The 22,358-nt window shown below is 73.7% G+C and carries 17 protein-coding genes; 9 read left to right on the forward strand and 8 right to left on the reverse strand.

The genetic code is table 11. From position 1 onward, the window contains the following. On the reverse strand, positions 1-686 hold a 686-nt coding region (locus ABTY15_RS17710; RefSeq protein ID WP_350589534.1), incomplete at its 3' end, for an MFS transporter. 457 nt (positions 687-1,143) lie between these two features. Between ABTY15_RS17710 and ABTY15_RS17715 the strand changes: the two genes are divergently transcribed. Both ABTY15_RS17715 and ABTY15_RS17720 read left to right on the forward strand, forming a co-directional pair. After that, positions 1,144-1,944, forward strand: a complete 801-nt coding sequence (locus ABTY15_RS17715) for a response regulator transcription factor (RefSeq protein ID WP_350589537.1) — start codon at positions 1,144-1,146, stop codon at positions 1,942-1,944. Next, positions 1,941-3,386: a sensor histidine kinase gene (locus tag ABTY15_RS17720; protein WP_350589538.1), complete on the forward strand. Its 1,446-nt coding sequence runs from the start codon at positions 1,941-1,943 to the stop codon at positions 3,384-3,386. Before ABTY15_RS17715 ends, ABTY15_RS17720 begins: the two co-directional genes overlap by 4 nt. Here the strand turns inward: ABTY15_RS17720 and ABTY15_RS17725 are convergent. Then, a complete protein-coding gene (locus ABTY15_RS17725; RefSeq protein ID WP_350589553.1) occupies positions 3,349-3,909 on the reverse strand; it encodes an SgcJ/EcaC family oxidoreductase in 561 nt (186 codons plus the stop codon). The two genes, ABTY15_RS17720 and ABTY15_RS17725, sit on opposite strands and share 38 nt — an antisense overlap. A gap of 199 nt (positions 3,910-4,108) precedes the next feature. On the opposite strand from ABTY15_RS17725, the gene ABTY15_RS17730 reads away from it, so the two are divergent. Beyond that, the gene (locus ABTY15_RS17730) at positions 4,109-4,564 is read left to right on the forward strand and encodes a DUF2332 family protein (RefSeq protein WP_350590150.1); all 456 of its coding nucleotides are present in this window, start codon (positions 4,109-4,111) and stop codon (positions 4,562-4,564) included. Positions 4,565-4,724: 160 nt separating this feature from the next. Further along, a complete protein-coding gene (locus ABTY15_RS17735; protein ID WP_350589557.1) occupies positions 4,725-5,486 on the forward strand; it encodes a MerR family transcriptional regulator in 762 nt (253 codons plus the stop codon). A 32-nt stretch (positions 5,487-5,518) separates the two neighbouring features. On the opposite strand, the gene ABTY15_RS17740 is transcribed toward ABTY15_RS17735, so the two are convergent. Together ABTY15_RS17740 and ABTY15_RS17745 are read right to left on the reverse strand one after the other, a co-directional pair. Further along, positions 5,519-7,969: an ABC transporter permease gene (locus tag ABTY15_RS17740; RefSeq protein WP_350589564.1), complete on the reverse strand. Its 2,451-nt coding sequence runs from the start codon at positions 7,967-7,969 to the stop codon at positions 5,519-5,521. A 73-nt stretch (positions 7,970-8,042) separates the two neighbouring features. Next, entirely contained in the window at positions 8,043-8,756 is a 714-nt protein-coding gene (locus tag ABTY15_RS17745; RefSeq protein WP_350589574.1) for an ABC transporter ATP-binding protein, read from the reverse strand. Between the two features lie 275 nt (positions 8,757-9,031). Between ABTY15_RS17745 and ABTY15_RS17750 the strand changes: the two genes are divergently transcribed. From ABTY15_RS17750 to ABTY15_RS17765, 4 genes are all read left to right on the forward strand, one after another. Further along, the gene (locus tag ABTY15_RS17750; protein WP_350589586.1) at positions 9,032-10,477 is read left to right on the forward strand and encodes a sensor histidine kinase; all 1,446 of its coding nucleotides are present in this window, start codon (positions 9,032-9,034) and stop codon (positions 10,475-10,477) included. Continuing rightward, the gene (locus ABTY15_RS17755) at positions 10,429-11,076 is read left to right on the forward strand and encodes a response regulator transcription factor (RefSeq protein WP_350589596.1); all 648 of its coding nucleotides are present in this window, start codon (positions 10,429-10,431) and stop codon (positions 11,074-11,076) included. The genes ABTY15_RS17750 and ABTY15_RS17755 overlap by 49 nt, the downstream gene beginning before the upstream one ends. 335 nt (positions 11,077-11,411) lie before the next feature. Further along, on the forward strand, positions 11,412-12,497 hold the full coding sequence (locus ABTY15_RS17760) for an isopenicillin N synthase family dioxygenase (RefSeq protein WP_350589607.1): 1,086 nt from the start codon (positions 11,412-11,414) through the stop codon (positions 12,495-12,497). Between the two features lie 269 nt (positions 12,498-12,766). Continuing rightward, positions 12,767-14,446, forward strand: coding sequence for a hypothetical protein (locus tag ABTY15_RS17765; protein WP_350589614.1), 1,680 nt, complete (start codon positions 12,767-12,769; stop codon positions 14,444-14,446). Here the strand turns inward: ABTY15_RS17765 and ABTY15_RS17770 are convergent. After that, positions 14,426-16,705, reverse strand: coding sequence for a tetratricopeptide repeat protein (locus ABTY15_RS17770; protein ID WP_350589624.1), 2,280 nt, complete (start codon positions 16,703-16,705; stop codon positions 14,426-14,428). The genes ABTY15_RS17765 and ABTY15_RS17770 overlap by 21 nt on opposite strands. A gap of 179 nt (positions 16,706-16,884) precedes the next feature. On the opposite strand from ABTY15_RS17770, the gene ABTY15_RS17775 reads away from it, so the two are divergent. Continuing rightward, on the forward strand, positions 16,885-17,661 hold the full coding sequence (locus ABTY15_RS17775; protein ID WP_350589634.1) for a MerR family transcriptional regulator: 777 nt from the start codon (positions 16,885-16,887) through the stop codon (positions 17,659-17,661). A gap of 25 nt (positions 17,662-17,686) precedes the next feature. Here ABTY15_RS17775 and ABTY15_RS17780 read toward each other — a convergent pair whose 3' ends face one another. The 3 genes from ABTY15_RS17780 to ABTY15_RS17790 form a co-directional block, all read right to left on the reverse strand. Then, complete coding sequence (locus tag ABTY15_RS17780; RefSeq protein ID WP_350589637.1) at positions 17,687-19,873, reverse strand: 3-hydroxyacyl-CoA dehydrogenase NAD-binding domain-containing protein; 2,187 nt, start codon at positions 19,871-19,873, stop codon at positions 17,687-17,689. A gap of 29 nt (positions 19,874-19,902) precedes the next feature. Further along, the gene (locus ABTY15_RS17785) at positions 19,903-21,117 is read right to left on the reverse strand and encodes an acetyl-CoA C-acetyltransferase (RefSeq protein ID WP_350589640.1); all 1,215 of its coding nucleotides are present in this window, start codon (positions 21,115-21,117) and stop codon (positions 19,903-19,905) included. 98 nt (positions 21,118-21,215) lie between these two features. Beyond that, positions 21,216-22,358 carry an acyl-CoA dehydrogenase family protein gene (locus ABTY15_RS17790; protein WP_350589646.1) on the reverse strand — a complete coding sequence of 381 codons (1,143 nt, stop codon included), beginning with the start codon at positions 22,356-22,358 and terminating at the stop codon, positions 21,216-21,218.

Here is a 22,358-nt window from a genome sequence, read left to right on the forward strand (position 1 = left end):
GCAGCGCCGCGGCCCTCGCCGGCGAAGGGCTGGGCACCGCCGCCAAGGCCGGGATCGCCGCCTGGGGCGGGGGCGGCGGCCGGGGCGGGGGCGGCGGCCGGGGCGGGGCTTCGGCTCAGCCCGACCAGGCGCAGCGCCGAGCCGAGGTGGCTGAGCGCGGTGGCGACGATCGCGAACGGCGCGGTCAGCAGCTGGACCAGCCCACCGCCCGCGCCGCGCCCGGCGATGCTGCCGACCGCCATCAGGCTGACCACGGCGGCGTTCGCGTCCACCAGCTGTCCGCGCCCGACCAGCCGGGGCAGCACGCTCTGCGCGGCGACGTCGAAGAACACCGTGGCGCCGCCGGTGAACAGCGCGACCGCGTACAGCTGCCAGAGGGTCAACCCGCCCAGCCACCAGGCGAGCGGGACGGACGCGTACAGCGCGGCCTTCACCAGGTCGGCGGTGATCAGCACGCGCCGGTGCCGCATCCGGTCGACCCAGGCGCCGGCGGGCAGGCCGATGAGCAGGAAGGCGAGCGTTCCCAGGGTGGCGAGCGCACCGACCTGACCGGGGCTCGCGTCCAGCGCCGAGACGGCGATCAGCGGGAGGGCCACGTAGCCGACGTTGGTGCCGAGTTGGGTGAGGGCGGTGGCGGCGAAGAGGGTGCGGAAGTCGGCCGTTCGCCAGAGGGAGTCGGGGCGCATGGTCCGTTCGTTCGGGGTGGGGGTGGGGGCGTTCGGCGTGTCGGGGTGTTGGGCGTCCGGGGTGTCGGGCGTCCAGGGTGTTTCGGCGTGCTCTTCCCGCTCGGCTGTCGTGACGTCAGGTCAGAAGAACCCGGCCGGCGCAGTGATCATTCCCGCTGACCGAGGTGCCCGACGGGCGGGCCGACCTTGCGGCGGCGGTCCGCCCCCGGCACCTTCCGACCCGGTCTGCGGCCGGTCCGCCCGGTCGACGACCCGGACCGGTGTGACGCGGCCGGGTTCCGGCCCTCGGTCGCGGTGGACGGCGAGGACCATGCGACCGCGCAGGGCTTCGTCGCGGCCGGGGTGGACGGGGGCGGGGTGGACGGGGGCGGCGTCGGTACCGACGGTCGGGAGGGCGCCGGCGCTCGGGACCCTGGCGGTGTTCGCGCGGGCGGCGCGGGTCAATAGGGTGCCCCTCGTGCGTGTATTGCTGGTGGAAGACGATGAGCCGGTCGCCGAGTCGCTGCGGCGCGGGCTGGTGCGGTACGGGTTCACGGTCGAGTGGGTGACCACGGGGACGGCCGCGCTCGCCGCGGCCGATCCGTACGACCTGGTGCTGCTGGACCTCGGGCTGCCCGACACCGACGGCCTGGACGTGTGCCGGGCGCTGCGCAGGCGCGGGGACGTGCCGATCATCGTGATCAGCGCGCGCAGCGACGAGACGGACCGGGTGGTCGGGCTGGAGATCGGCGCCGACGACTACGTGTCCAAGCCGTTCGGCGTGCGCGAGGTGATCGCCCGGATCCGCGCGGTCATGCGGCGGGTCCAGCCCAAGGAACAGCAGACGGCGGCCGGGCCGGACCGGTACGGGCCCCGGCTGACCGTGGATCGCAAGGCGGCCCGGGTACGGCTGGACGGCGCCGAGCTGCCGCTCACTCCCAAGGAGTACGACCTGCTGGCGTTCCTCACCGAGGAGCCGGGCGCGCTGATGTCGCGCGAGCAGATCATGGAGGCGGTCTGGGACGCCAACTGGTTCGGGCCGACCAAGACACTGGACGTGCACGTGGCGGCGCTGCGGCGCAAGCTCGCGGGTGCGGTGGTGATCGAGGCGGTGCGCGGGGTCGGCTTCCGGCTCGTCGTGGTGGAGGACTCGCCGGAGGACCCGTCGGCGGGTCCAGAGGTGGCCGCGGGTCCGCAGGCGCACGTCGGGGGCGGAGTGCCGGGGGCGGGGCCCGAGGCCGGGCCGGGCCGACCGGCGGCCGGGCGCGGCACGCCGTGATCCGGCGGCTGATCGTCAGCTACGTGCTGCTGGTCGGCGTGGCCCTGGCCGCGTTCACCGTGCCGGTGGCATTCACATTGACCGCCCAACTACGCGGGGACACCGAAGAGTCCGTGCGGCGCGAGGCGACCACGATGGCGCTGCTGCTCGGGGACGGCGACGCGCCGGCCCGGCAGGCGCTGGCCCGGGTAGCCGGCGCGTACGCGGACGAGACGCCCGGGACGGTGGAGGTGGTGGCCGCCGACGGGACGGCGGTGCCGCCGCTGCCGCTGCCCGCGCACCCGGGGGACGCGGCGTTCACCAAGGCGCTGACCCAGGGCCGCAGCACCGCCGACTGGGGCTCGCGCTTCGTCTGGGGCCCGCAACTGGTGGTCACCGTGCCCGCGCACGCCCAGGGCGACCGGGCGCGGATCGTCGGCGCGGTGCGGATCCGTTACGCCACCTCCGACCTGAGCGCCCGGCTCTGGCGGATCTGGGGTTTCCGGGCGGTCCTCGCGGTCGGGGTGCTGGCCGTCGCCGCCGGGCTGGGCGCGATCGTCGCCCGGCTGCTCACCAAGCCGCTGCGCCAGCTCAACGACATGGCCAGCCGGTTCAGCGACGGCGACCTGACCGCCCGTTCCCCCGTCACCGGCCCGCAGGAGACCCGGACCCTGGCCCGCACGCTCAACCAGGGGGCCGAGCGGCTCGACACCCTGGTCGCCTCGCAGCGGATCTTCGTCGCGGACGCCTCGCACCAGCTGCGCACCCCGCTGACCGCGCTGCGACTGTCCCTGGACAACATCGCCGACGGCGTGGACGACGAGTTCGTCCACGAGGACGTCGAGCAGGCCACCGCCGAGGTGGTCCGGATGAGCCGGCTGGTCAGCGGACTGCTGGTGCTGGCCCGGGCCGAGGCGAAAGTGTCCGCCCCGGAGCCGCTGGCGCTGCGCGAGCTGGTCGAGGAACGGCTGAGCGTCTGGCGGCCGGCCGCCGACGAGCGCGGGGTGAGGATCGCGCTCACCGGCGAGGCCGACGAGCGGCTGCACGTGCTCGCCGGGCCGGGCAGCCTGGACCAGGTGCTGGACAACGTGCTCTCCAACGCCCTGGAGGTCTCCCCCGACGGCGCCGTCATCACCGTCCGGGTGGACGGCGACGGTGGCGCCGACGAGGCGGTGCTGGAGGTGCTGGACCAGGGGCCCGGGATGTCGGACGCCGAGAAGTCCCGTGCGTTCGACCGGTTCTGGCGAGGCCAGGGCCTCACCGGCCGGTCCGGATCGGGCCTCGGGCTCGCCATCGTCAAGCAGCTGGTCACCGACGACGGCGGCACCGTGACCCTGCGGGACGCACCCGGCGGCGGGCTCTGCGTGCGGATCGCGCTGCGCACCGGCGCCCCGCCGCGCGCCGACCACCGGACCGGGCCGCGGCTCAGCCCTCGGCCGGAAGCACCGAGGAGTGGTGGTTGACGATCAGCCACTTGCCGCCGCGCTTCTCGTACTCGTAGGTGTAGCGGGCGTCGACCGGCTTGGTGACGCCGGTCTTCGGGTCCGTGAGGTAGAAGCGGTAGAGACCGGCGTCGACGGCCGAGTTGCCGTCCAGGATGTTGATGACCGAGCGGACCTTCTCGCCGCGCGGCTTCTTCTGCAGGAAGTGCTCGAAGTAGTCGACGATCTCGGCGCGGTCGGTACGGATCTTCGGCGAGGCGGTGGGCAGCAGCACCGCGTCCGAAGCGTAGCGGTCGGCGACCTTCTCCGGATCGCCGCTCTGCAGGGCCGCGTTCCACTGGTCGAAGAGGCCGGCGATCTCACGCTCGGTGACCTTGCCCCGACGGCTCTGCTCGTCGCCCGCCTGGGCCACCCCGACGCCGGCGGTGAAGGTGCCGACGGCGGCCACCACGGCGGCGGTGCCGATCGCGATACGGGTACGGGTCTTAACCTTCGTCTTGGTCTTGGCCTTGACCTCGGGCTCGGTACGGATCGTGGGCTGCATCAGGCCTCCTGTTGCGGAGAGTTATCGTCTGTTCCGGTGAACTCACTCTCGCGGTGGCCGGGTTAGCGCCCGTACAGCGGACGGCAAAGGCGCGGACAAGGCTGCGCCAAAATCGCTTGGGGGATCGGGCACTTGGAGGATTGGGCGTTCAGGAGATCGGTTGCTCGGGCCGGCGCACTGGGACGGGGTCTCGACGACGATGCTGGCCCGACGGACCCAGAAGACCAACGAGGCGGGCCGGTGGGCCACCCTGCTGCCACTGCTGGCCTCGCTGCCGCAGCCGTTGGCACTGATCGAGGTGAGGGCCTCGGCAGGGCTCTGCCTCTACTCGGACCGGTACCGCTACCGGCGAGCGAGTGAAGTGGTCGGCCCCATGCCCGAGGTGGTCTGGCGCGCCGGAACCGACCTCAACCCTGTGGACGTCCGCGCCGAGGACGACATGCGCTGGCTGGAGGCGCTGGTCTGGCCGGAGCAGACCCGCCCGGCTGAACCGCCCGCGCGGCGCCGTCCAGGTCGCCCGGGCCGAGCCGCCGGAGCTGGTGCGCGGCAATCGTCAGGCACCCGCCGGGGCCGGGCTGTTCGCGCTCGCCCTGGACGGACGACCGGTGACCGTCAGCGGGCCGCACGGACAGTCCTTGGACTGTTCGGCGAGTAGGTCCTCCCAGTGGAGTGAAGTGGAGTGGGGTCTGGTCTCGTCCGGTCTGGTCCGGTCCGGCTCCGGGCTTGAAGCTGCCGCTGCGGCAGCTTCTACCGTCATGACCAGGGCCGGAACGAACCGGCCCGGTACACGTGAACGTATGGGAGGGAGGCGGCCCATGGCATGGCCGATCGCAGAGGTGGCCCGGCTGTCCGGAGTGACCGCGCGGACCTTGCGGCACTACGACGAGGTCGGGCTGTTGCCCCCGGCCTGGATCGGCTCCAACGGCCACCGCTACTACGAGGAGCGGCAGTTGTTGCAGCTGCAGCAGATCCTCGTACTGCGGGCGCTGGGCGTGGGTCTGTCCGAGATCGCCCGGATCCTGGGCGAGCAGGTGGACGAGCTGGAGGCCCTGCGCGGCCACCACCACCGGCTGTTGGCCGAGCGCGACCGGCTGGACGCCCTGGCCGCCACCGTCTCCCGCACGATCACCGATCTGGAACGCTCCAGGAAGGACGGTACGCCCGTGACCAGCATCAACCGACCCGAGAACCTGTTCGAGGGCATCCAGCCCGCCGACATCGAGGAGAGCCTGCGCGACTTCCCCGAGCACGCCGAGGCGGCCCGGCGCGTGACCGCCGCGATGAGCCCGGCCGAGATCGAGGCCGGGCAGCGCGAGCGGACCGCGCGGATGGTCCGGCTGGCCGAGCGGATGGCGGCCGGCCACCCGGTGGATGCCGAGGCCGTGCAGGACGGCATCGACGCCGAGTACCGGACCCTCACCGCGCTGCGGCCGATCTCCCCCGAGGAGTACCGGGCCATCGCCCGCTCCCTCACCGAGAACGAGCAGTGGCGGGCCGCGTACGAGGCCATCGCCCCGGGCCTGGCCGCCTACCAGCGGGAGGCCATGGAGGTGTACGCGGCGGCGCGGCTGTCCTGAGCCGGTGCCGGAGGGAGGGAGAGGGAGGGACCTCACTCGGTGCGCAGCGCCGTGACCGTGCGGGTGCGCGCCGCCCAGGAGGCGGGGAGCAAGGCACCGAGCAGGGCGATCACCAGGCCGCCGAGTATCAGCGGCCCCACCACCGCAGGGTCGAACACGGACACGTCCGCCTCGGGCACCCCTACGCCGGCCGCCTCCGCCATCGCCGGCATGACCCGGTGGTGCACGGCGATGCCGAGTGGGACCCCGATCAGTCCGGCCACCAGCCCGGTGCCGGCGACCGAGGTGAGCACCATGCCGATGGTCTGCCGGGGCGACATCCCGAGCGCCTTGAGCACCCCGAGGTCGTGGACCCGGTCCCGGGTGTCCAGCAGCACCGTGTTGAGCACGCCCAGGCCCGCCACCGCGACCAGCAGCAGGGTGAGTATCCCGGCGAGGGTGTTCATCGCCAGCATGACGATGCTGACGTGAGTCCCGCTCTGCTCGGCGCCCAACCCCAGCGGGCGGACCGCGTCGTCGAGGGCGTCGGTGTACGCGGCCGGATCGGTGCCGGGGTTGAGGTCGATGTGGAACGCGACACCCTCCGAACGGACGACCGTCCCGAGCGGGGCCAGCGTGGCCCGGTCGACAAATACCAGGTCATCACCGGCCAGCACCTCGCCGGTGATCCGCACCGGCACGGTGCGCCCCTGGTCGGTGAGGGTGACCGTGTCACCGACCTTGGCCTGGTTGGAGCGCAGGAAGGTCGAGCCGACCGCCACCTCACCGGGACCGTGGAACCAGCGGCCGGAGACCATCTGGAAACCGCTCCAGGAGGTGTCGCCCGCGTAGGCGATGACCACCGACCGCCCGGTGTGCCCCGCCACGGTGACCGGCGTCGGGACGGTGCTGTACCAGGCCCGGGTGCCGGGGCGAGCGGTGATCACCCTGGCCACGGCGGCCTCGTCCACGTGGTCGACGGGCTTCGCGTCGCCCTCCAGCGGCATCTGGACCACGACCTTGCCGGAGTGCTCGGCCATCAGGCCGCCCTGGAAGGCGCTCAGTGAGAGGGTGAGCCCGACGCAGAGGGTGACCCCGGCCGTGCCGAGCACCACCGCTGCGGCCGTCGTCGCCGACCGGGCCGGGCGGGCGAGCGGGCCGGCCAGCCCCAGGCTCAGGGCACGGGGCAGGGGCAGTCGGCCGATCAGCTCCCGAACGGCCGCCACCGCATCGGCCACCCGCGCCCGGCCGGCGGCGGCACGGCCGCCCGTCCCGCGCTGGGCGGTACGGCTGCCGGCGGAGCCGGTGTCGGCGGTGCTGCTGCCGCGGGTGGAGCTGCTGGAACCGGTCCGGCCCACCGCGAGCGCCTCCACGGTGCGCAGCCGCCCGGCCCGCAGGGCGGGTGCCAGCGCGGCGCCGGTCACCGCGGCCAGTGCCGCGGCCGGAACCACGACGTCCACCCAGAGCGGGATGCCGGACAGCCCGCCGCTCAGCGCCTTGTGGGCCACCCCGAGGACCGGGACGGACAGCAGGTTGCCGCCGAGCACGCCGAGCGCCGTCCCCACGCCGGCCGGGATCAGCGCCTGGCCGACGTAGGCGCGGGCCACCTGAGCGGGAGTGAAGCCGAGCGCCTTGAGGATGCCGATCCGGCGGGTGGCGGCGGTGACCGCGCCGCCCACCACGACCCCGATGATCAGCACCGACATGCAAAGCCCGAGGACGCCGAAGGCCACCACGAACGGGACGAAGGTCGAGGCCGTCCGGTTGGCCTCCTCGCGGGCGGGCAGGTAGGAGGTCGCCCGGGTGAGCGCGCCGTCGGGCACGGCGGCGGCGAGCGCGGCGCGGTCGGCGTCCACCTCGGCATCGGTACCGGCGTGGTCGAAGCGGTAGAGGTACTGGACGGCGGGCGTGCGGCCGGGTGCGGTGAGCGCGGCGACCTGCTCGGGGGCGATCCAGCCGTCCGAGCTCAGGGAGACCGAGGCGGCCAGGCCGACGACCTTGAGGGCCGGGCGGCCGGGCAGGTCCGGGAACTCCATGGTGTCGCCGATCGCGAGGGGCGAGCGGCCGTCGGCGAGCACCACCTCGCCGGGGCCGGCCAACCAGCGGCCCATGGTGACCCGCAGGTCGTCCAGCGGGCCGTCCTGCTGACGGCCGACCAGGGTCAGCGGCGGGAGCGCGGTGCCGGGCGCCGGGAGCTCGGTGCCAGCTCCGGCCCTCGGCTGGAGCGCCAGCGCCGGGTATGGCCCGGCCGAGGCCGTCACCCCGGGGGTGTGCCCGGTGGCCGCGAGCTGGGCGGGGCCCGCCCTTCCCGGGTCGTACAGCACGTTGAGGTGCGCTCCCCGCTGGTCGTCGAAGGACCGTTGGTACGGCCCCTGCGAGGCGACCAGCAGCCCGGTCGCGAGCACGCAGGCCGCCACGGCCGTCATCGTGGTGAGCACCATGACCAGGGTCTGCAACCGCCGCCGGCCGACCCCGGCACGCACCACCTTGCTCAACGCACTCATGCGCCCACCTCGCTTCCCTCGGCGAGGGCATTCGCCCACGCGCACCTCTCCACGACCCGCTCGCTGCGCTCGCTCATCGGACACCGCCCGGAGCCGGCACGGCCGCCGTGTCGCGGACCAGCCGGCCGTCGAGCAGTTCGATGGTCCGCCCGGCGCAGGCCTCCGCGAGTGCCGTGTCGTGGGTGACCAGCAGGATCGTCTGGCCCTCCGCGTGGAGCCCGCGCAGCAGGTCGCGGACGTCGGCGGCCGAGGCGGTGTCCAGCGCACCGGTCGGCTCGTCGGCCAGCAGCAGCGGTGGACGGTTCATCAACGCCCGGGCCACCGCCACGCGTTGGCGCTCGCCGCCGGACAACCGGCCGGGGAAGGCCTTGGCGTGCCGGGCCACCCCGAGGCGTTCCAGCAGCTCGCCCGCGCGGGCCCGGGCCCGCTCCCGCCGCATCCCGGCGAGCTGGGCCGGCAGCAGCACGTTGTCCGCCACGGTCAGGTCGTCCAGCAGGTTGAAGAACTGGAACACCATGCCGATCCGGGTGCGCCGGTACTCGGCCAGCGCGGCCTCGCCGAGCTCGTGGACGGCCACGCCGTCCACCTCCACGCCGCCCTCGCTCGGGCGGTCGAGGCCGGCGACCAGGTTCAGCAGCGTGGACTTGCCACTTCCGGAGCGGCCGAGCACGGCCAGCGCCTCGCCGGCCCGCACCTCCAGGTCGAGCCCGGTCAGCGCGGGCCGGGCGGCGTCGGACCGCTCGTACGTCTTGCTGACTCCGCGGATCCGGATGATCGGCGCGTTCACAGGCCCTCCCACGCATCGGGGTGTCCGGCCGCGGATGCCCGGGCCGGCTGACGGAACACGACGCTACGAACCGGCGGCCTGAGCTCGACAGCCGTCTAGACGGCATGTCAGAGGTGTATCCAGATACACCTCTGATTGGGGGTTCAGGCCTAGAGCGCTGCCATCCGGAGCCGGGCAGACTGACCACCGGAAGATCGAGACCGAGCCCTCGCGGGCTGCCGAGACCCCGTGGGGGCGGCGAGGCCCGCGAAGGCGCGGAACGGAGAGGGGGTGCCATGAGCATGGATGTGGTGAGGGGGTTCGCCGACCGGGTCGGCCGGGCCTGCGTGGACGGGGTGCGCGCCTGCTACGTGGCCACGCTGGCGGTGACGGGCCTGGTCGCGCTGCTGGCCGGGCCGGTGCTGGCGGCCGCCGCCCTGATCGGGCCGGAGGACTCGCACGGGCCCGGCGGTCCGATGGGCCTGCTGCTGGCACCACTGCCGGTGGCCGTCTGGGCGCTCAGTTGGGCCACCGGGGGCGGCGGCCGGGCGGCCGGAGCCGCGCTGTTCGCCCCGGGCGTGCTCGCGGTGATGGCCACGCACTTCTACGGGGGCGCGGCCCCCGGTGGCCGGGCGGTGTCGCTCTGGCTGGCGCCGGCGCTCCTGGTGCTCGCTCTGTTCGGCACGCGCTGGACCGCCACCGAGACCAGACGGCTCGTCGGCCACTGGAGCGGCCGGCCGGTCCCGGTGCCGTACCGGCGGGTGTCCGGCACCCCCGGGTTGGGGCGGCGGCTGCGCTCGGGCGGCTGGCTGGCCGATCCGGCGACCTGGCGGGACGTCGCCTGGGCGCTGCTCTCCGGCTTCGCCGTCGTGCTCACCGCCCTGGCCGTCCTGCTGACCCCGGTCGGCTTCCAGGTCCTCGGCCGCAACGGGCCCTTCCTGCCACTCGGGATCGTCTACGTGCTCGGGCTCTGGGTCTTCCCGCTGGCCACCCTCTGGGCCGGCCCGCCCGTCCTGCGGCTGCACGCCCGGGCCGCCCGCGCGTTGCTCGGGCCGTCCCGGCGGGCCGAGCTCGCCCGCCAGGTCAGCCACCTGGCCAGGACGCGGGCGGACACCATCGACGCCGGGGCGGCCGAGCTGCGCCGGATCGAGCGGGACCTGCACGACGGGGCGCAGGCTCGGTTGGTGGCCCTGGGCATGCTGCTGACGGTCGCCGAGCAGGTGAAGCACGATCCGAACGCCCTCGGACCGCTGCTGGCCGAAGCCCGGACGTCCTCGGTCAAGGCCCTGAGCGAGCTGCGCGACCTGGTGCGCGGCATCCATCCGCCGGTGCTGGCGGACCGCGGCCTGGCCGACGCCGTGCAGGCGACCGCGCTGGACCTGCCGCTGCCGGTCACCTTCGCCGGCGGGCTGTCCGGGCGCGCACCGGCGCCGGTCGAGTCCGCCGCCTACTTCGCGGTGAGCGAGTTGCTGGCGAATGTGGTGAAACACGCTGGGGCCTCGCATGTGTGGATCGAGATAGGGCACAGTGACGGGCTGTTGCGGATATCGGTCACGGACGACGGGCGGGGAGGCGCCGACCCGTCGCGGGGGACCGGCCTCAGCGGAACCGAACGCCGACTGGCCGCCTTCGACGGAGTGCTCGCGATCAGCAGCCCGTCCGGTGGTCCGACCATCGTGAACCTGGAGATCCCGTGCGCGTTGTCATCGCCGAAGACCTCTTCCTCCTCCGGGACGGCCTGACCCGGCTGCTGGAGGCCAACGGGATGAAGGTCACTGCGGCGGTCGAGTCCGGCGAGCAGCTGCTGGCCGCGGTCGCCGAGGACCGGCCGGACATCGCGGTGGTGGACGTCCGGCTGCCGCCCGGTTTCACCGACGAGGGGCTTCGGGCGGCGCTGGCGGCCCGTCAGGCCCATCCCGGCCTGCCCGTCCTGGTGCTGTCACAGTTCGTCGAGCAGCTGTACGCGCGCGAGCTGCTGGCCGGCAGCACCGGTGGGATCGGCTACCTGCTCAAGGACCGGGTGTTGGACGGCGCCCAGTTCATCGACGCGGTACGACGGGTCGCCGAGGGCGGCACCGTGATGGACCCGGAGGTGATCACCCGACTGCTCACCCACAACTCCTCGGCCGGCCCGGTCGCCAGCCTCTCCCCGCGCGAGCGGCAGGTGCTGGCCCTCATGGCCGAGGGCCGCTCCAACGCGGCGATCGCCCAGCAGCTGGTGATCACCGAGCGGGCGGTCGCCAAGCACACCGCGTCGATCTTCGTCCGGCTCGACCTCCAGCCCTCCGACGACGACAACCGCCGCGTGCTGGCCGTCCTGGCCTACCTCAACAACACCTGAGAGCACCCCGACGAACAGGAGGCGACACCTGGCTGAAGGTTCACCGACAAGTGGGAAACGCCCCTCCGCGGCAGGGGGCTCGCCCACCGCAGAAAGGGTCATTTAGGCTGGTGGCGTGCTCATCCTTGTTCGACGCCGCCACGTGGACCTGCTCCGCGTGACCAGCATGTCCTGTCGACGCTCCAGCTGAAGCTCGCGCCACCCACCCTCAAGGGCAGCCCGCCAGGCTGCCTCCACTTCCCGGCCCCCGGAGCACCCGCCGCATCAGGCACGGCTCCGGCCGCCCCCGGTCGATCACCGGGACCAGCCGGGACGAGACCCAGCGGATGTCACACATGTCGCAGCAGCACACGCCCATATCCGGATCCGGCACCGAGGCCGATACCAACCCCGACGCCCCGGCCGGCGCCCCGGTGGACGCCCTCCCGGTGATCGACCTCTCACTCGCCGACGGCGGCCCCGACGACCGCCGCCGCCTGCACGACGAGCTCCGCGCCGCCGCCACCGGCGTCGGCTTCTTCCAGCTCGTCGGCCACGGCATCACCCCGGAGGAGACGGCCGCGCTCACCGAAGCGATGCGCGCCTTCTTCGCCCTCCCCGAGGCCGACCGGCTCGCCGTGAGCAACCTCAACTCCCCCCACTACCGCGGCTACACCCGCACCGGCGACGAACGCACCGGCGGCAGCCAGGACTGGCGCGACCAGTTGGACATCGGCGCCGAGCTGCCCCCGCACGTCCCCGGCAGCGGCGAGGCCCCGTACTGGTGGCTGGAGGGCCCCAACCAGTGGCCCGCGGCGCTCCCCGAACTGCGCACCGCCGCCCTGGGCTGGATCGACCACCTCGGTGGCGTCGCCCGGCGACTGCTGCACGAACTCCTCACCGCGATCGGCGCCCGCCCCGACTTCTACGACGCGGCGTTCGCGGGCCACCCGCACCTGCGGCTCAAGCTGGTCCGCTACCCGGGCACCGCGCCGGACGGCGCCGGCCAGGGCGTCGGCGCCCACAAGGACTACGGCTTCATCACCCTGCTGCTCCAGGACACCGTCGGCGGGCTCCAGGTCGAGCGCGCGGACGGCACCTTCCTCGAGGTCCCCCCGATGGAGGGCGCCTTCGTCGTCAACCTCGGCGAGCTGCTGGAGGTCGCCACGGACGGCTACCTCAAGGCCACCAGCCACCGCGTGGTCAGCCCGCCCGGCGCCCGCGAGCGCTTCTCCGTGCCGTTCTTCTACAACCCCCGCCTTGACGCCCACGTCGAGCCGCTCGACTTCCCCCTCGCCCACCACGCCCCCGGCGCCACCGAGGACCCGTCGAACCCGCTGTACGCCGAGTTCGGGTTGAACGAGTGGAAGGGATACACCCGGGCCCACCCCGAGGTCACCCGCCGCCATCACGCCGACCTGATCGACGCCACCCGGCGCTGAGCCCGCCCACCGCTCCGATCCCTCCCGCCCACACTCCGGAGGCTCCGGGCGCTCCAGGCGCTCCGGAGGTCCGGGACGTGGGCACCGGGTGCTCCGGACTCTCCAACGCCCCTGCCGCGCGACCGGGCCGACCTGGCACAATGACCCGATCTCGGCGAAAGGCAGGGGCGTTGGCGATCCGACCCGCAGCGACACGACGCGTCCACCCGGCACTCGCCGCCGACCGTGCCCGCTGGGCGACGGTCCCGCCGGAACGCCGGGTCCTCGGGGTGGTCCACAACATCACCTCGGCGACCCGGCTGCTGGACCTGCTCGCGGTGTTCGGGCCCGACCGCCGGGTGGAGGTGCTGTTCAGCTGCACCGGCTCCTCGGCCCTGGACGGCGGGACCTCGGAATTCCTGCGGGACCGCGGAATGGTCGAAATACCCTGGGAAGCCGCGAAGGAATATCCGTTCGACCTCGCAATCGCCACCAATCGCGGCGGAGATCTGCACGCCTTGCGAGCCCCCTTGATCGGAGCCCCGCACGGCGCTGGATACAATAAAATACTCAGGCAGCCGGCAGCGGCGGGGGCTGCCGGGAGCCGGGAGCCGGGAGCCTTCGGACTCACTGCCGAATGGCTGATGCACGAGGGGGCCGTGGTGCCCGCCGGTGTGCTGTTGTCCCATCAGGAGCAGCTCGAGCGGCTGCGGTCGGGGTGTCCGGAGGCCGTGCCGGTGAGTGCGGTGGTGGGCGATCCCTGCGTCGATCAGCTGCACGCGAGCGCGCCGCTGCGGGCGGCGTACCGGAAGGCGTTCGGCGTCCGGCCGGACCAGAAGCTGGTGGTGGCGTCCTCGACCTGGGGGCCGCATTCGCTGCTCGGGAATGCCGAGGCGAATGCCCTCCGGCGCGTGCTGGCGGAATTGCCGTCCGATGAATTCCGAGTGGTCGCCGCCGTTCATCCGAATGCGTGGTACGCGCACGGGGAATGGCAGGTCCATCGCTGGCTGGCTGATCTCATCGATTGCGGGCTGATTCTCCCGGCGCCCGAGACGGAATCCTGGAAAGCCGCCCTGGTGGCCGCCGACTATCTGGTCGGCGATCACGGCTCGGTCACCCTCTACGGCGTTTCGCTGGGAATTCCGACCCTGTTGGGCGCCTTCTCCGACGACACCGTGGCACCGGGCTCGCCGATGGAGCAGCTCGGGAAGCTGGTCCCCCGGCTCTCGGCCTGGGAGGGCGTCCTGCCGCAGCTGCTGCGCGCGGGCGGCGCCCAGCCCGCGGACCCGGAGCTGGCACGGCTGAGCGGGCAGGTGACCTCCGTGCCGGGGGAGTCCGCAGCGCGGCTGCGCGCGGTGTTCTACCGCCACCTCGGACTGGACGAGCCGGACGGCCCGGCGGTGACCAGGGTCGTCCCGGTGCCGGAGCTGTCGGTGGTCCGGCCCACGGTGCTCCCCGCGACACTGGTCGTCACTGAGAACGAGCCCGAGCCCGAGCCCGGCCGGAGCCTGCGGGTTCGCCGTTACCCGGCCCGACTGCAACGCTCCGGGGGCGTCCGGCCCGGCCCGGACGCCCACCTGGTGGCCGACCACGCCGAGCCGGACGGTGCCGTCCGACGGTCGGCGGACGTCCTGCTGGTCCCCGCGGATCGGCTCGACGACCGATTGGGAGACCGGCTCGACGACGCGGTGGAAACGCCGCTGCCGGGGTGGGCGGACTGGGCCCGGGGCGCCCCCGGCTGCACGCTGGTCGCGGTCGAACGCGCGGACGGCGGTTGTCTGGCGTTGCTGCCGGACGGCGGACGCCTCACCGCCGAGTGGCGGCAGCGGCCGGCGTGGGCGACGTTCGCCGTGGCCGCCTCCGTGGTCCGCGAGCAGCTGTACGACGGCACGCCCCGCACCGCCCGGACACTGCGGGTGGCCGCCGGCCCGGGTCAGCCCACCGGGCTGCTACTCCTCCGTCCCTGCTGAGGACTCCCCCGACGCAGGCTCCCCCGACGCAAGCTCCCCCACCGCAGGCTCCTCCGACGCAGCCTCCCCCAACGAAGCCCCGCCCGCGAGCCGCCGCTCGACCTCCTCGACCAGCAGGCTGCCCGCCTCCGCGTACGCCGCGCGGGCCTGCGCCCAGTCGGCCGCTGCCTCCTCCCGCCGGTCCAACTGCCGGTACAGGTCGCCCCGTTGGACCAGGATGCCGGCGAGCTGGTACGGCGTCCCGTGCTCGCGCATCACCGTCGCCGCCTCGCCGAAGCGGTCCAGCGCCTCGGCGGTCAGGCCCGCCGCGAGCCGGTCCTCGGCCAGCCTGGTCAGGCTGCGGGCCACGTTGTAGCCGTCCCCGAAGCCGTCGAACCGCTCGCGGGCGTGCCGGAGTTCGCGCACCGCCTCGTCGTGCCGGCCGAGCGCGCTGAGGGCCCGGCCGCGGTGGTAGCGGAGCAGCGTCCGGCCGCGTTCGTGCGGGATGCCGTCGAGCGCGCCGAGGGCCTGTTCCAGGAGGTCCAGTGCGTCGGCGGGCCGGTCCTCCCGGAGGGCGAGCAGGGCGAGTGCCTCCAGGGCGGAGGACTCCGTCCGCCGGTGCCCCTCGGACTCCGGTTCGCCGCGGGCGATGAGCAGGGCGGTTTCGAGGTGTTCCCGGGCGAGCCGCGGGTCCTGTTCGACCGGGTCGTGGCGGTCGAGGCGGGCGAAGCCGAGTTCGAAGTGCATCCGGGCGAGCGCGAGCGGGTCGTCGTCCGCCATCGCGGAGGCCAGGCCGGTGGTCAACGCCCGTACCCAGTCGGTGTGGTGGCCGCCGCGCAGGCAGTGGGTCCAGAGGCCCTGGCAGATCCGCCAGGCGTAGCCGTGCAGGCCGGCCCGGTTGGCGGCCTCGACGGCGGCGACCAGCGTGGACCGGTACCCGTCGAGGTCGAGGTCGCGTACGGCAACGGGGCCAGCGCCGGGGCCAGCGCCGGGGCCAGGACCGGCGCCAGGACCGGCGCCGGGCCCGGGCGCAGCAGCCGGGCCCAGGTCCCGGGCGAGCGCGAGCGCGTAGCCCCTGGCGGGGTCGTGGCGCCAGCGCCCGGAGAGCGCCGCCTCGCCCCGCTCGGCGAGGGCGGTGTAGTGGGCGAGGATCCGCTCGACCGCCGCCCGCCGTTCCTCCTCGTGCCGGGGCTGCTGGGCGGTGGACCAGGCGTGGTCGTGGACGACGCCGTTGAGCAGGTAGCGGCCGTCGGGCCGGTGGTTCAGCAGGTTGGCGATCCGCAGCGCCTCCAGGGTGCGCCCGAGCGGTCCGGCGAGGTCGAGCAGGGCCCGGATCGCGTCCTCGTCCAGCAGCAGGGTGGGGTGCAGGCCCAGCAGCCGGTACGCGCGGGCGCTCGGTTCGTCCAGGCTGCGGTACATCGTGTCGAGCATCCGGGGCAGGGAGATGTCGTCGGGCACGGCCAGGGCCTCCAGACGCGTGCTGCGGTCGGACAGTTGGGTGCCGAGCTCGGGCAGGGCGGCCGGGCCGAGGGCGACCAGCTGGGCGGCGAGGATGCGCAGGGCCAGCGGGATCCCGGCACAGGCGCGGATCAGCGGCAGCCGGGCGGCGCGGGTGTCCTCGCCGAGGCCCGCGACCTTGACGAGCAGGTCGTCACTGTCGGCCTCGTCGAGCGGCCCGACCACCAGCTGTTCGACGCCGAGGGAGCCGACCAGGCCGCGCAGGCTGCGGTGGCTGGTGATCAGGACGACGCTGTCGGCGGACCCGGGCTGCAACTGCTTCACCTGGGCCTCGGTGGCGGCGCCGTCGATCAGGACCAGCACCGCCCGGTGGGCGGTGCGGCCGCGGAAGGCTGCGGAGAGCGCCTCCGGTCCGCTCGGCCGCTCCTCCTTCGGGACGCCGAGGCGGGCGAGCCAGCCCTCCAGCACGGCCGCGATGTCGTCCTGTCCGCCGGTCAGCGGGGTGTACAGCTGGATGGTGGGCAGTTCGCTCCGGCGGGTCCGGACCCAGCGGGCCGCGGCGGCCGTGGTGCCGATGCCGGGCATGCCGCACAGCAGCAGCCGGGTCGGCACGCCCTCGGCGCGGCACTCGGCGTGCACGGCGTCCATCCGGGAGAACAGGTCCCGGTTGTTGACGTAGTGCCGGGCCAGTGGCGCGTCCATCAGCAGGGCCGGCTCCGGCCCGGTGGCCGGGGCGGTGCCGGGGCCCCCGAGGTGGACGGTGTTCGCCATGACGACGTTCCCGTGGAACTGCCCGCCGTCGATCGAGTTCCGTACTTCCACTGCCCCCGCCTCTCCGTCACCCCGTCTGCCGCCCCCATCCTGGCGGTGGTGGCGGGCGGGCTCAAGCATCCGGTGGACCGGCGGGGCGGGGCACTGTCACACTGCTGCTGTCACAGCGGAAGTGTGACAGCGGTGGAAGCGCGACAGCAGCGGATGCAGGGCGGCGGGAGGCGACGCGGATGGGGGAACACGGGGCCGTGGGCGGCGAGATCGTACGGCTGACGGTGGACGAGTTGGCGGCGCGCGCCGGGGTGACCGTGCGGACGGTGCGGTTCTACGGGACGAAGGGTCTGCTGCCGCCGCCGGAGCTGGGGCCGCGGCGGGTCGGGCTGTACGGGGCGGCGCACCTGGACCGGCTGGGGCTGATCGAGGAGTTGCAGCGGCAGGGGCTGACGCTGGCGGCGATCGAGCGCTACCTGGCGCGGCTGCCGGAGGACAGCACGCCGCTGGACCTGGCGATCCACCGGGCGCTGGTGGCCTCCTGGACGCCGGAGGCGGCGGAGCGGCTGGGCCGGGCCCAGTTGGAGCGCCGGGCCGGGCGGGGGCTGTCCGAGGAGCAGCTGGAACGGCTGGTCGCGATGGGGGCGTTGGAGCGGACGGACGATCCGGAGGTGTTCCGGGTGGATCCGGGGCTGCTGCCGCTGGGGGTGCGGATCCTGGACGTGCCGATCCCGCTGGAGACGCTGCGGGCCGCCCGGGCGGTGGTGCTGGAGCACAGCCGGGCGACGGCGCGGGAGTTGCAGCGGCTGTTCCGGGAGACGGTGTGGCGGCCGTACCGGGAGAGCGAGCCGGAGCCGGCGGAGCTGGCGCGGATGAAGGCGTTGACGGACCACATCCAGCCGATGGTGGCGCAGGCCCTGGTGACGGCCTTCCAGCGCTCGCTGCGGGAGGAGTTGCAGCAGGTCGCACCCGAGGACGGACCGACCCCGAACGCCCCGGGCGGGGCCGCACCCTGATCGGCCCCGCCCGGCGGACCGGCGGTCAGTCCTCGAAGGTCCGCCCCTCGGCCGCGATCCGCTCCAGCAGCGCGGGCGGCGCGAACCGCTCGCCGTAGGCGGTGGCGAGTTCGCGGGCGCGCGCCGCGAAGCCGGCCGGGCCGCCCGGGTAGCCGTTGATGTACTGGAACACGCCACCCGTCCAGGCCGGGAAGCCGATGCCGAGGATGGAGCCCACGTTGGCGTCGGCGACCGAGGTGAGCACGCCCTCCTCCAGGCAGCGCACCGAGTCCAGCGCCTCGCTGAACAGCATCCGCTCCTTCAGGTCCTCGAACGGCACCTCGACGTCCCCGGCCGAGCCACCGGAGAAGTGCTCGCGCAGGCCGGGCCAGAGCCGCCCGCGCCGCCCGTCCTCGCCGTACTCGTAGAAGCCGGCGCCGCCGCTGCGGCCGGGGCGGCCGAACTCGTCGACCATCCGGTCGACCACCGCGTCCGCCGGGTGCGGGGTCCAGGTGCCGCCGGTGGCCTCGGCCGCGCGACGGTACTCGTCGCGGATCTTGCGCGGCAGGGTGAGGGTGAGCTCGTCCATCAGCGAGAGCACCTTGGCGGGGTAGCCGGCCTGGGCGGCGGCCTGCTCGATGCTGGCCGGGTGGATGCCCTCGCCGACCATGGCGACGCCCTCGTTGAGGAACTGGCCGATGACCCGCGAGGTGAAGAAGCCGCGCGAGTCGTTGACCACGATCGGGGTCTTGTCGATCTGCCGGACCAGGTCGAAGGCGCGGGCGAGCGCCTCGTCGCCGGTCTGCGGGCCGCGGATGATCTCGACCAGGCGCATCTTGTCGACCGGCGAGAAGAAGTGCAGGCCGATGAAGTCGGCGGTGCGCTCGACGCCTTCGGCGAGCACGCCGATCGGCAGGGTGGAGGTGTTGGAGCAGAGCAGCGCGTCGGGGGCGACGACGCCCTCGATCTCCTGGAACACCTTGTGCTTGAGCTCGGTGTTCTCGAAGACGGCCTCGATCACCGCGTCGCAGCCGGCCAGGTCGGCCGGGTCGGCGGCGGGGGTGATCCGGGCGAGCAGGGCGTCGCGCTTGGCCTCGGTGGAGCGGCCGCGGGCGACCGCCTTGTCGAGCAGCCCGGCGGAGTAGGCCTTGCCCCGTTCGGCGGCCTCGACCGTGACGTCCTTGAGCACGACCTCGATCCCGGCCTTGGCGCAGGCGTACGCGATGCCGGCGCCCATCATGCCGGCGCCGAGCACGGCGACCTTGCGGACCAGCCGCTTCTCGACGCCCTTGGGGCGGCCGGCGCCGGAGTTGACGGCCTGCATGTCGAAGAACAGCGCCTGGATCATGTTCTTGCTGGTCTGCCCGCAGGCCAGCTCGGTGAAGTACCGGGCCTCGATGGTCATCGCGGTGTCGACGTCGACCTGGCTGCTCTCGACGGCGGCCGCCAGGATGTTGCGCGGGGCCGGGTAGGGGGCGCCGTTCAGCTGCTTGCGCAGGTTGGCCGGGAAGGCCGGCAGGTTGGCGGCGAACGCGGGGGTGCTGGGGGTGCCGCCGGGGATCTTGTACCCCTTGACGTCCCAGGGCTGGACGGCGGTCGGGTTGGCCTCGATCCAGGCCTTCGCCCGGGCGGTCAACTCCTCCGGGCTGTCGACGAGTTCGTGCACCAGGCCGTGCTCCAGCGCCTGCGCCGGGCGGTACTGGTTGCCCTGGAGCAGCACCTTCAGCAGCGCGTCGGTGATGCCGAACAGTCGGACCGTACGGACCACTCCGCCGCCGCCGGGCAGCAGGCCGAGGGTGACCTCGGGCAGGCCGATCCGGCTGGCGGGGGTGTCGAGCGCGATCCGGTGGTGGCAGGCGAGGGCGAGCTCCAGGCCGCCGCCGAGGGCGCTGCCGTTGATCGCGGCGACGACCGGCTTGCCGAGGGTCTCCAGCCGCCGCAGCGCGCGCTTGATCCGCATGGACTTCTCGAAGACGGCGGCGGCGTCCTCGGGGCGGGCGGCGGAGAGCATCCGCAGGTCTCCGCCGGCGAAGAAGGTCTTCTTCCCGGAGGTGATCACGACGCCGCGCAGCTCCTCGGCGGCGGCGAGGGCGGCCAGCCGCTCGACGACGGTGTCGAGGTCGGCGGTGAAGGCCTCGTTCATGGTGTTGACGGACTGGGTGGGGTCGTCGAGGACGAGGGTGACCACGCCGTCCTGGTCCTGCTCCCAGCGGATGGTGGCGGTGTTGCTCATCAGGGTTCTCCAGATCTGCCGGGAGGGGGTCAGACGCGCTCGACGATGGTGGCGATGCCCATGCCGCCGCCGACGCACAGGGTCACGAGGCCGTAGCGCAGGTCGCGCCGCTCCAGCTCGTCGACGACGGTGCCGATCAGCATCGCGCCGGTGGCGCCGAGCGGGTGGCCGAGGGCGATCGCGCCGCCGTTGACGTTCACCTGGTCGGGGCGGAAGCCGAGTTCGCGCATGAAGCGCAGCGCGACCGCCGCGAAGGCCTCGTTGATCTCGACCAGGTCGATGTCGGCGGCGGTGAGACCGGCCTTGGCGAGCGCCTTGCGGGTGGCGGGGGCGGGGCCGGTGAGCATGATGGTGGGCTCGGAGCCGGAGACGGCGGCGGAGACGATCCGGGCGCGCGGGCGCAGCCCGTACCGCTCGCCGACCTCGCGGTTGCCGATCGCGACCAGCGCGGCGCCGTCGACGATGCCGGAGGAGTTGCCGGCGTGGTGGACGTGGTCGATGGCCTCGACCCAGTGGTACTTCTGCAGGGCGACGGCGTCGAAGCCGCCGGCCTCGCCGATGGCGGCGAAGGAGGGCTTGAGGCCGGCCAGGGTCTCGACGGTGGTGCCGGGGCGGATGAACTCGTCGCGCTCCAGCACGACCAGGCCGTTGCGGTCGCGGACCGGGACGACCGAGCGGTCGAACAGGCCGTCCGCCTGGGCCTTGGCGGCGCGGGCCTGGGACTCGGCGGCGAAGGCGTCCACGTCGGTGCGGGACAGGCCCTCGATGGTGGCGATCAGGTCGGCGCCGATGCCCTGCGGGACGAAGTTGGTCTCGTACGCCGTCATCGGGTCGGCGAACCAGGCGCCGCCGTCGGAGGCCATCTTCACCCGGGACATCGACTCCACGCCGCCGGCCAGGATGAGGTCCTCCCAGCCCGAACGGACCTTGGCGGCGGCCAGGTTGACGGCCTCCAGGCCGGAGGCGCAGAAGCGGTTCTCCTGGACGCCGGCCACGGTGTCGGGCAGGCCGGCCGCGACGGCGGCGATCCGGGCGATGTCGGAGCCCTGGTCGCCGATCGGGCTGACCACGCCGAGCACGATGTCGTCGATCGCGGCCGGGTCCAGCTCCGGGAAGCGGCGGCGCAGTTCGTGGATCAGGCCGACCACGAGGTCGATCGGCTTGGTGCCGTGCAGGGAGCCGGTGGCCTTGCCCCGGCCGCGCGGGGTGCGGATCGCGTCGTAGACGTACGCTTCGGTGGTCACGGTGGAAACGCCTTTCAGGACTTCAGGGTTTCAGGACTTCACGGTTTCGGGGCAGGGGTGGGGGGTTCCACGGGAGGTCCCGGCCGAGGAGGGAGGCCTCAGCCGAGGAGCGAGCGCCCGACGATCTCCTTCATGATCTCGGTGGTCCCGCCGTAGATGGTCTGGATGCGGCCGTCGGTGAACGCCCGGGCGACCGGGAACTCGCTCATGTAGCCGTAGCCGCCGTGCAGTTGGAGGCACCGGTCGGCGGTGCGCTTCTGCAGTTCGGTGGCCCACCACTTGGCCATCGAGGCGTCCGCCGGGGTGAGCGCGTACCGGTTGTGCTCGGTGATGCAGCGGTCCACGAACGCCCGGGTGACCGCGCACTCGGTGGCGAGCTCGGCGATCTCGAAGCGGACGTGCTGGAGCTTGGCCAGCGGGCGCCCGAAGGCCTCGCGCTGCTTGACGTAGTCGGTGGTGATCTCGACCAGGTACTCGGCGCCGGCGATCGCGGCGGCCGCGATGGTGAGCCGCTCCTGGGCGAGGTTCTGCATCAGGTGGACGAAGCCGCCGTGCAGTTCGCCGAGCAGGTTCGCCTTCGGCACCCGGACGTCCTGGAAGAACAACTCGGCGGTGTCCTGGGCCTTCTGGCCGATCTTGTCGAGGTTGCGGCCGCGTTCGAAGCCGGGCATGCCGCGCTCGACGACCAGCAGGCTCAGCCCGTGCGCGCCGCCCTCGGGGGTGGTGCGGGCGACCACGACCACCAGGTCGGCGAGGATGCCGTTGGAGATGAAGGTCTTGGCGCCGTTGAGCAGGAAGTGGTCGCCCTGGTCGACCGCCTGGGTGCGGATGCCTTGCAGGTCGGAGCCGGTGCCGGGCTCGGTCATCGCGATCGCGGTGATGGTCTCGCCGGAGCAGAAGCCGGGCAGCCAGCGGTGCTTCTGCTCCTCGGTGGCGAGCGAGGTGAGGTAGGGGCCGATGATGTCGTTGTGCAGGCCGATCGCCAGACCGGACGCCCCGGCCCGGGCGAACTCCTCGGCCAGCACGGCGGCGTAGCGGAAGTCCGGCTCCCCGCCGCCGCCGTACTCCGTGGGGACGGCGAGGCCGAGCAGGCCCTGGCGTCCGGCCGCGAGCCAGACGGAGCGGTCGACGATGCCGGCCTGCTCCCAGCGGTCGTAGTGCGGCAGCACCTCCTTGGCGAGGAAGGCCCGCACGGTGGCCCGGAAGTCCTCGTGCTGCTCGGTGAAGATCTCGCGCTGCAA

Origin of the sequence: Kitasatospora sp. NPDC097643, from assembly GCF_040302625.1 — a bacterium.
Classification (GTDB): domain Bacteria; phylum Actinomycetota; class Actinomycetes; order Streptomycetales; family Streptomycetaceae; genus Kitasatospora.

Excerpts from the sequence above, each read along its gene's own strand:
- ABTY15_RS17725 (WP_350589553.1), bottom strand. The coding sequence starts at position 3,909 with ATGCAGCCCACGATCCGTACCGAGCCCGAGGTCAAGGCCAAGACCAAG.
- ABTY15_RS17730 (WP_350590150.1), top strand. The coding sequence starts at position 4,109 with ATGCTGGCCCGACGGACCCAGAAGACCAACGAGGCGGGCCGGTGGGCC.
- ABTY15_RS17735 (WP_350589557.1), top strand. The coding sequence starts at position 4,725 with ATGGCATGGCCGATCGCAGAGGTGGCCCGGCTGTCCGGAGTGACCGCG.
- ABTY15_RS17740 (WP_350589564.1), bottom strand. The coding sequence starts at position 7,969 with ATGAGTGCGTTGAGCAAGGTGGTGCGTGCCGGGGTCGGCCGGCGGCGG.
- ABTY15_RS17750 (WP_350589586.1), top strand. The coding sequence starts at position 9,032 with ATGAGCATGGATGTGGTGAGGGGGTTCGCCGACCGGGTCGGCCGGGCC.
- ABTY15_RS17760 (WP_350589607.1), top strand. The coding sequence starts at position 11,412 with ATGTCGCAGCAGCACACGCCCATATCCGGATCCGGCACCGAGGCCGAT.
- ABTY15_RS17775 (WP_350589634.1), top strand. The coding sequence starts at position 16,885 with ATGGGGGAACACGGGGCCGTGGGCGGCGAGATCGTACGGCTGACGGTG.
- ABTY15_RS17780 (WP_350589637.1), bottom strand. The coding sequence starts at position 19,873 with ATGAGCAACACCGCCACCATCCGCTGGGAGCAGGACCAGGACGGCGTG.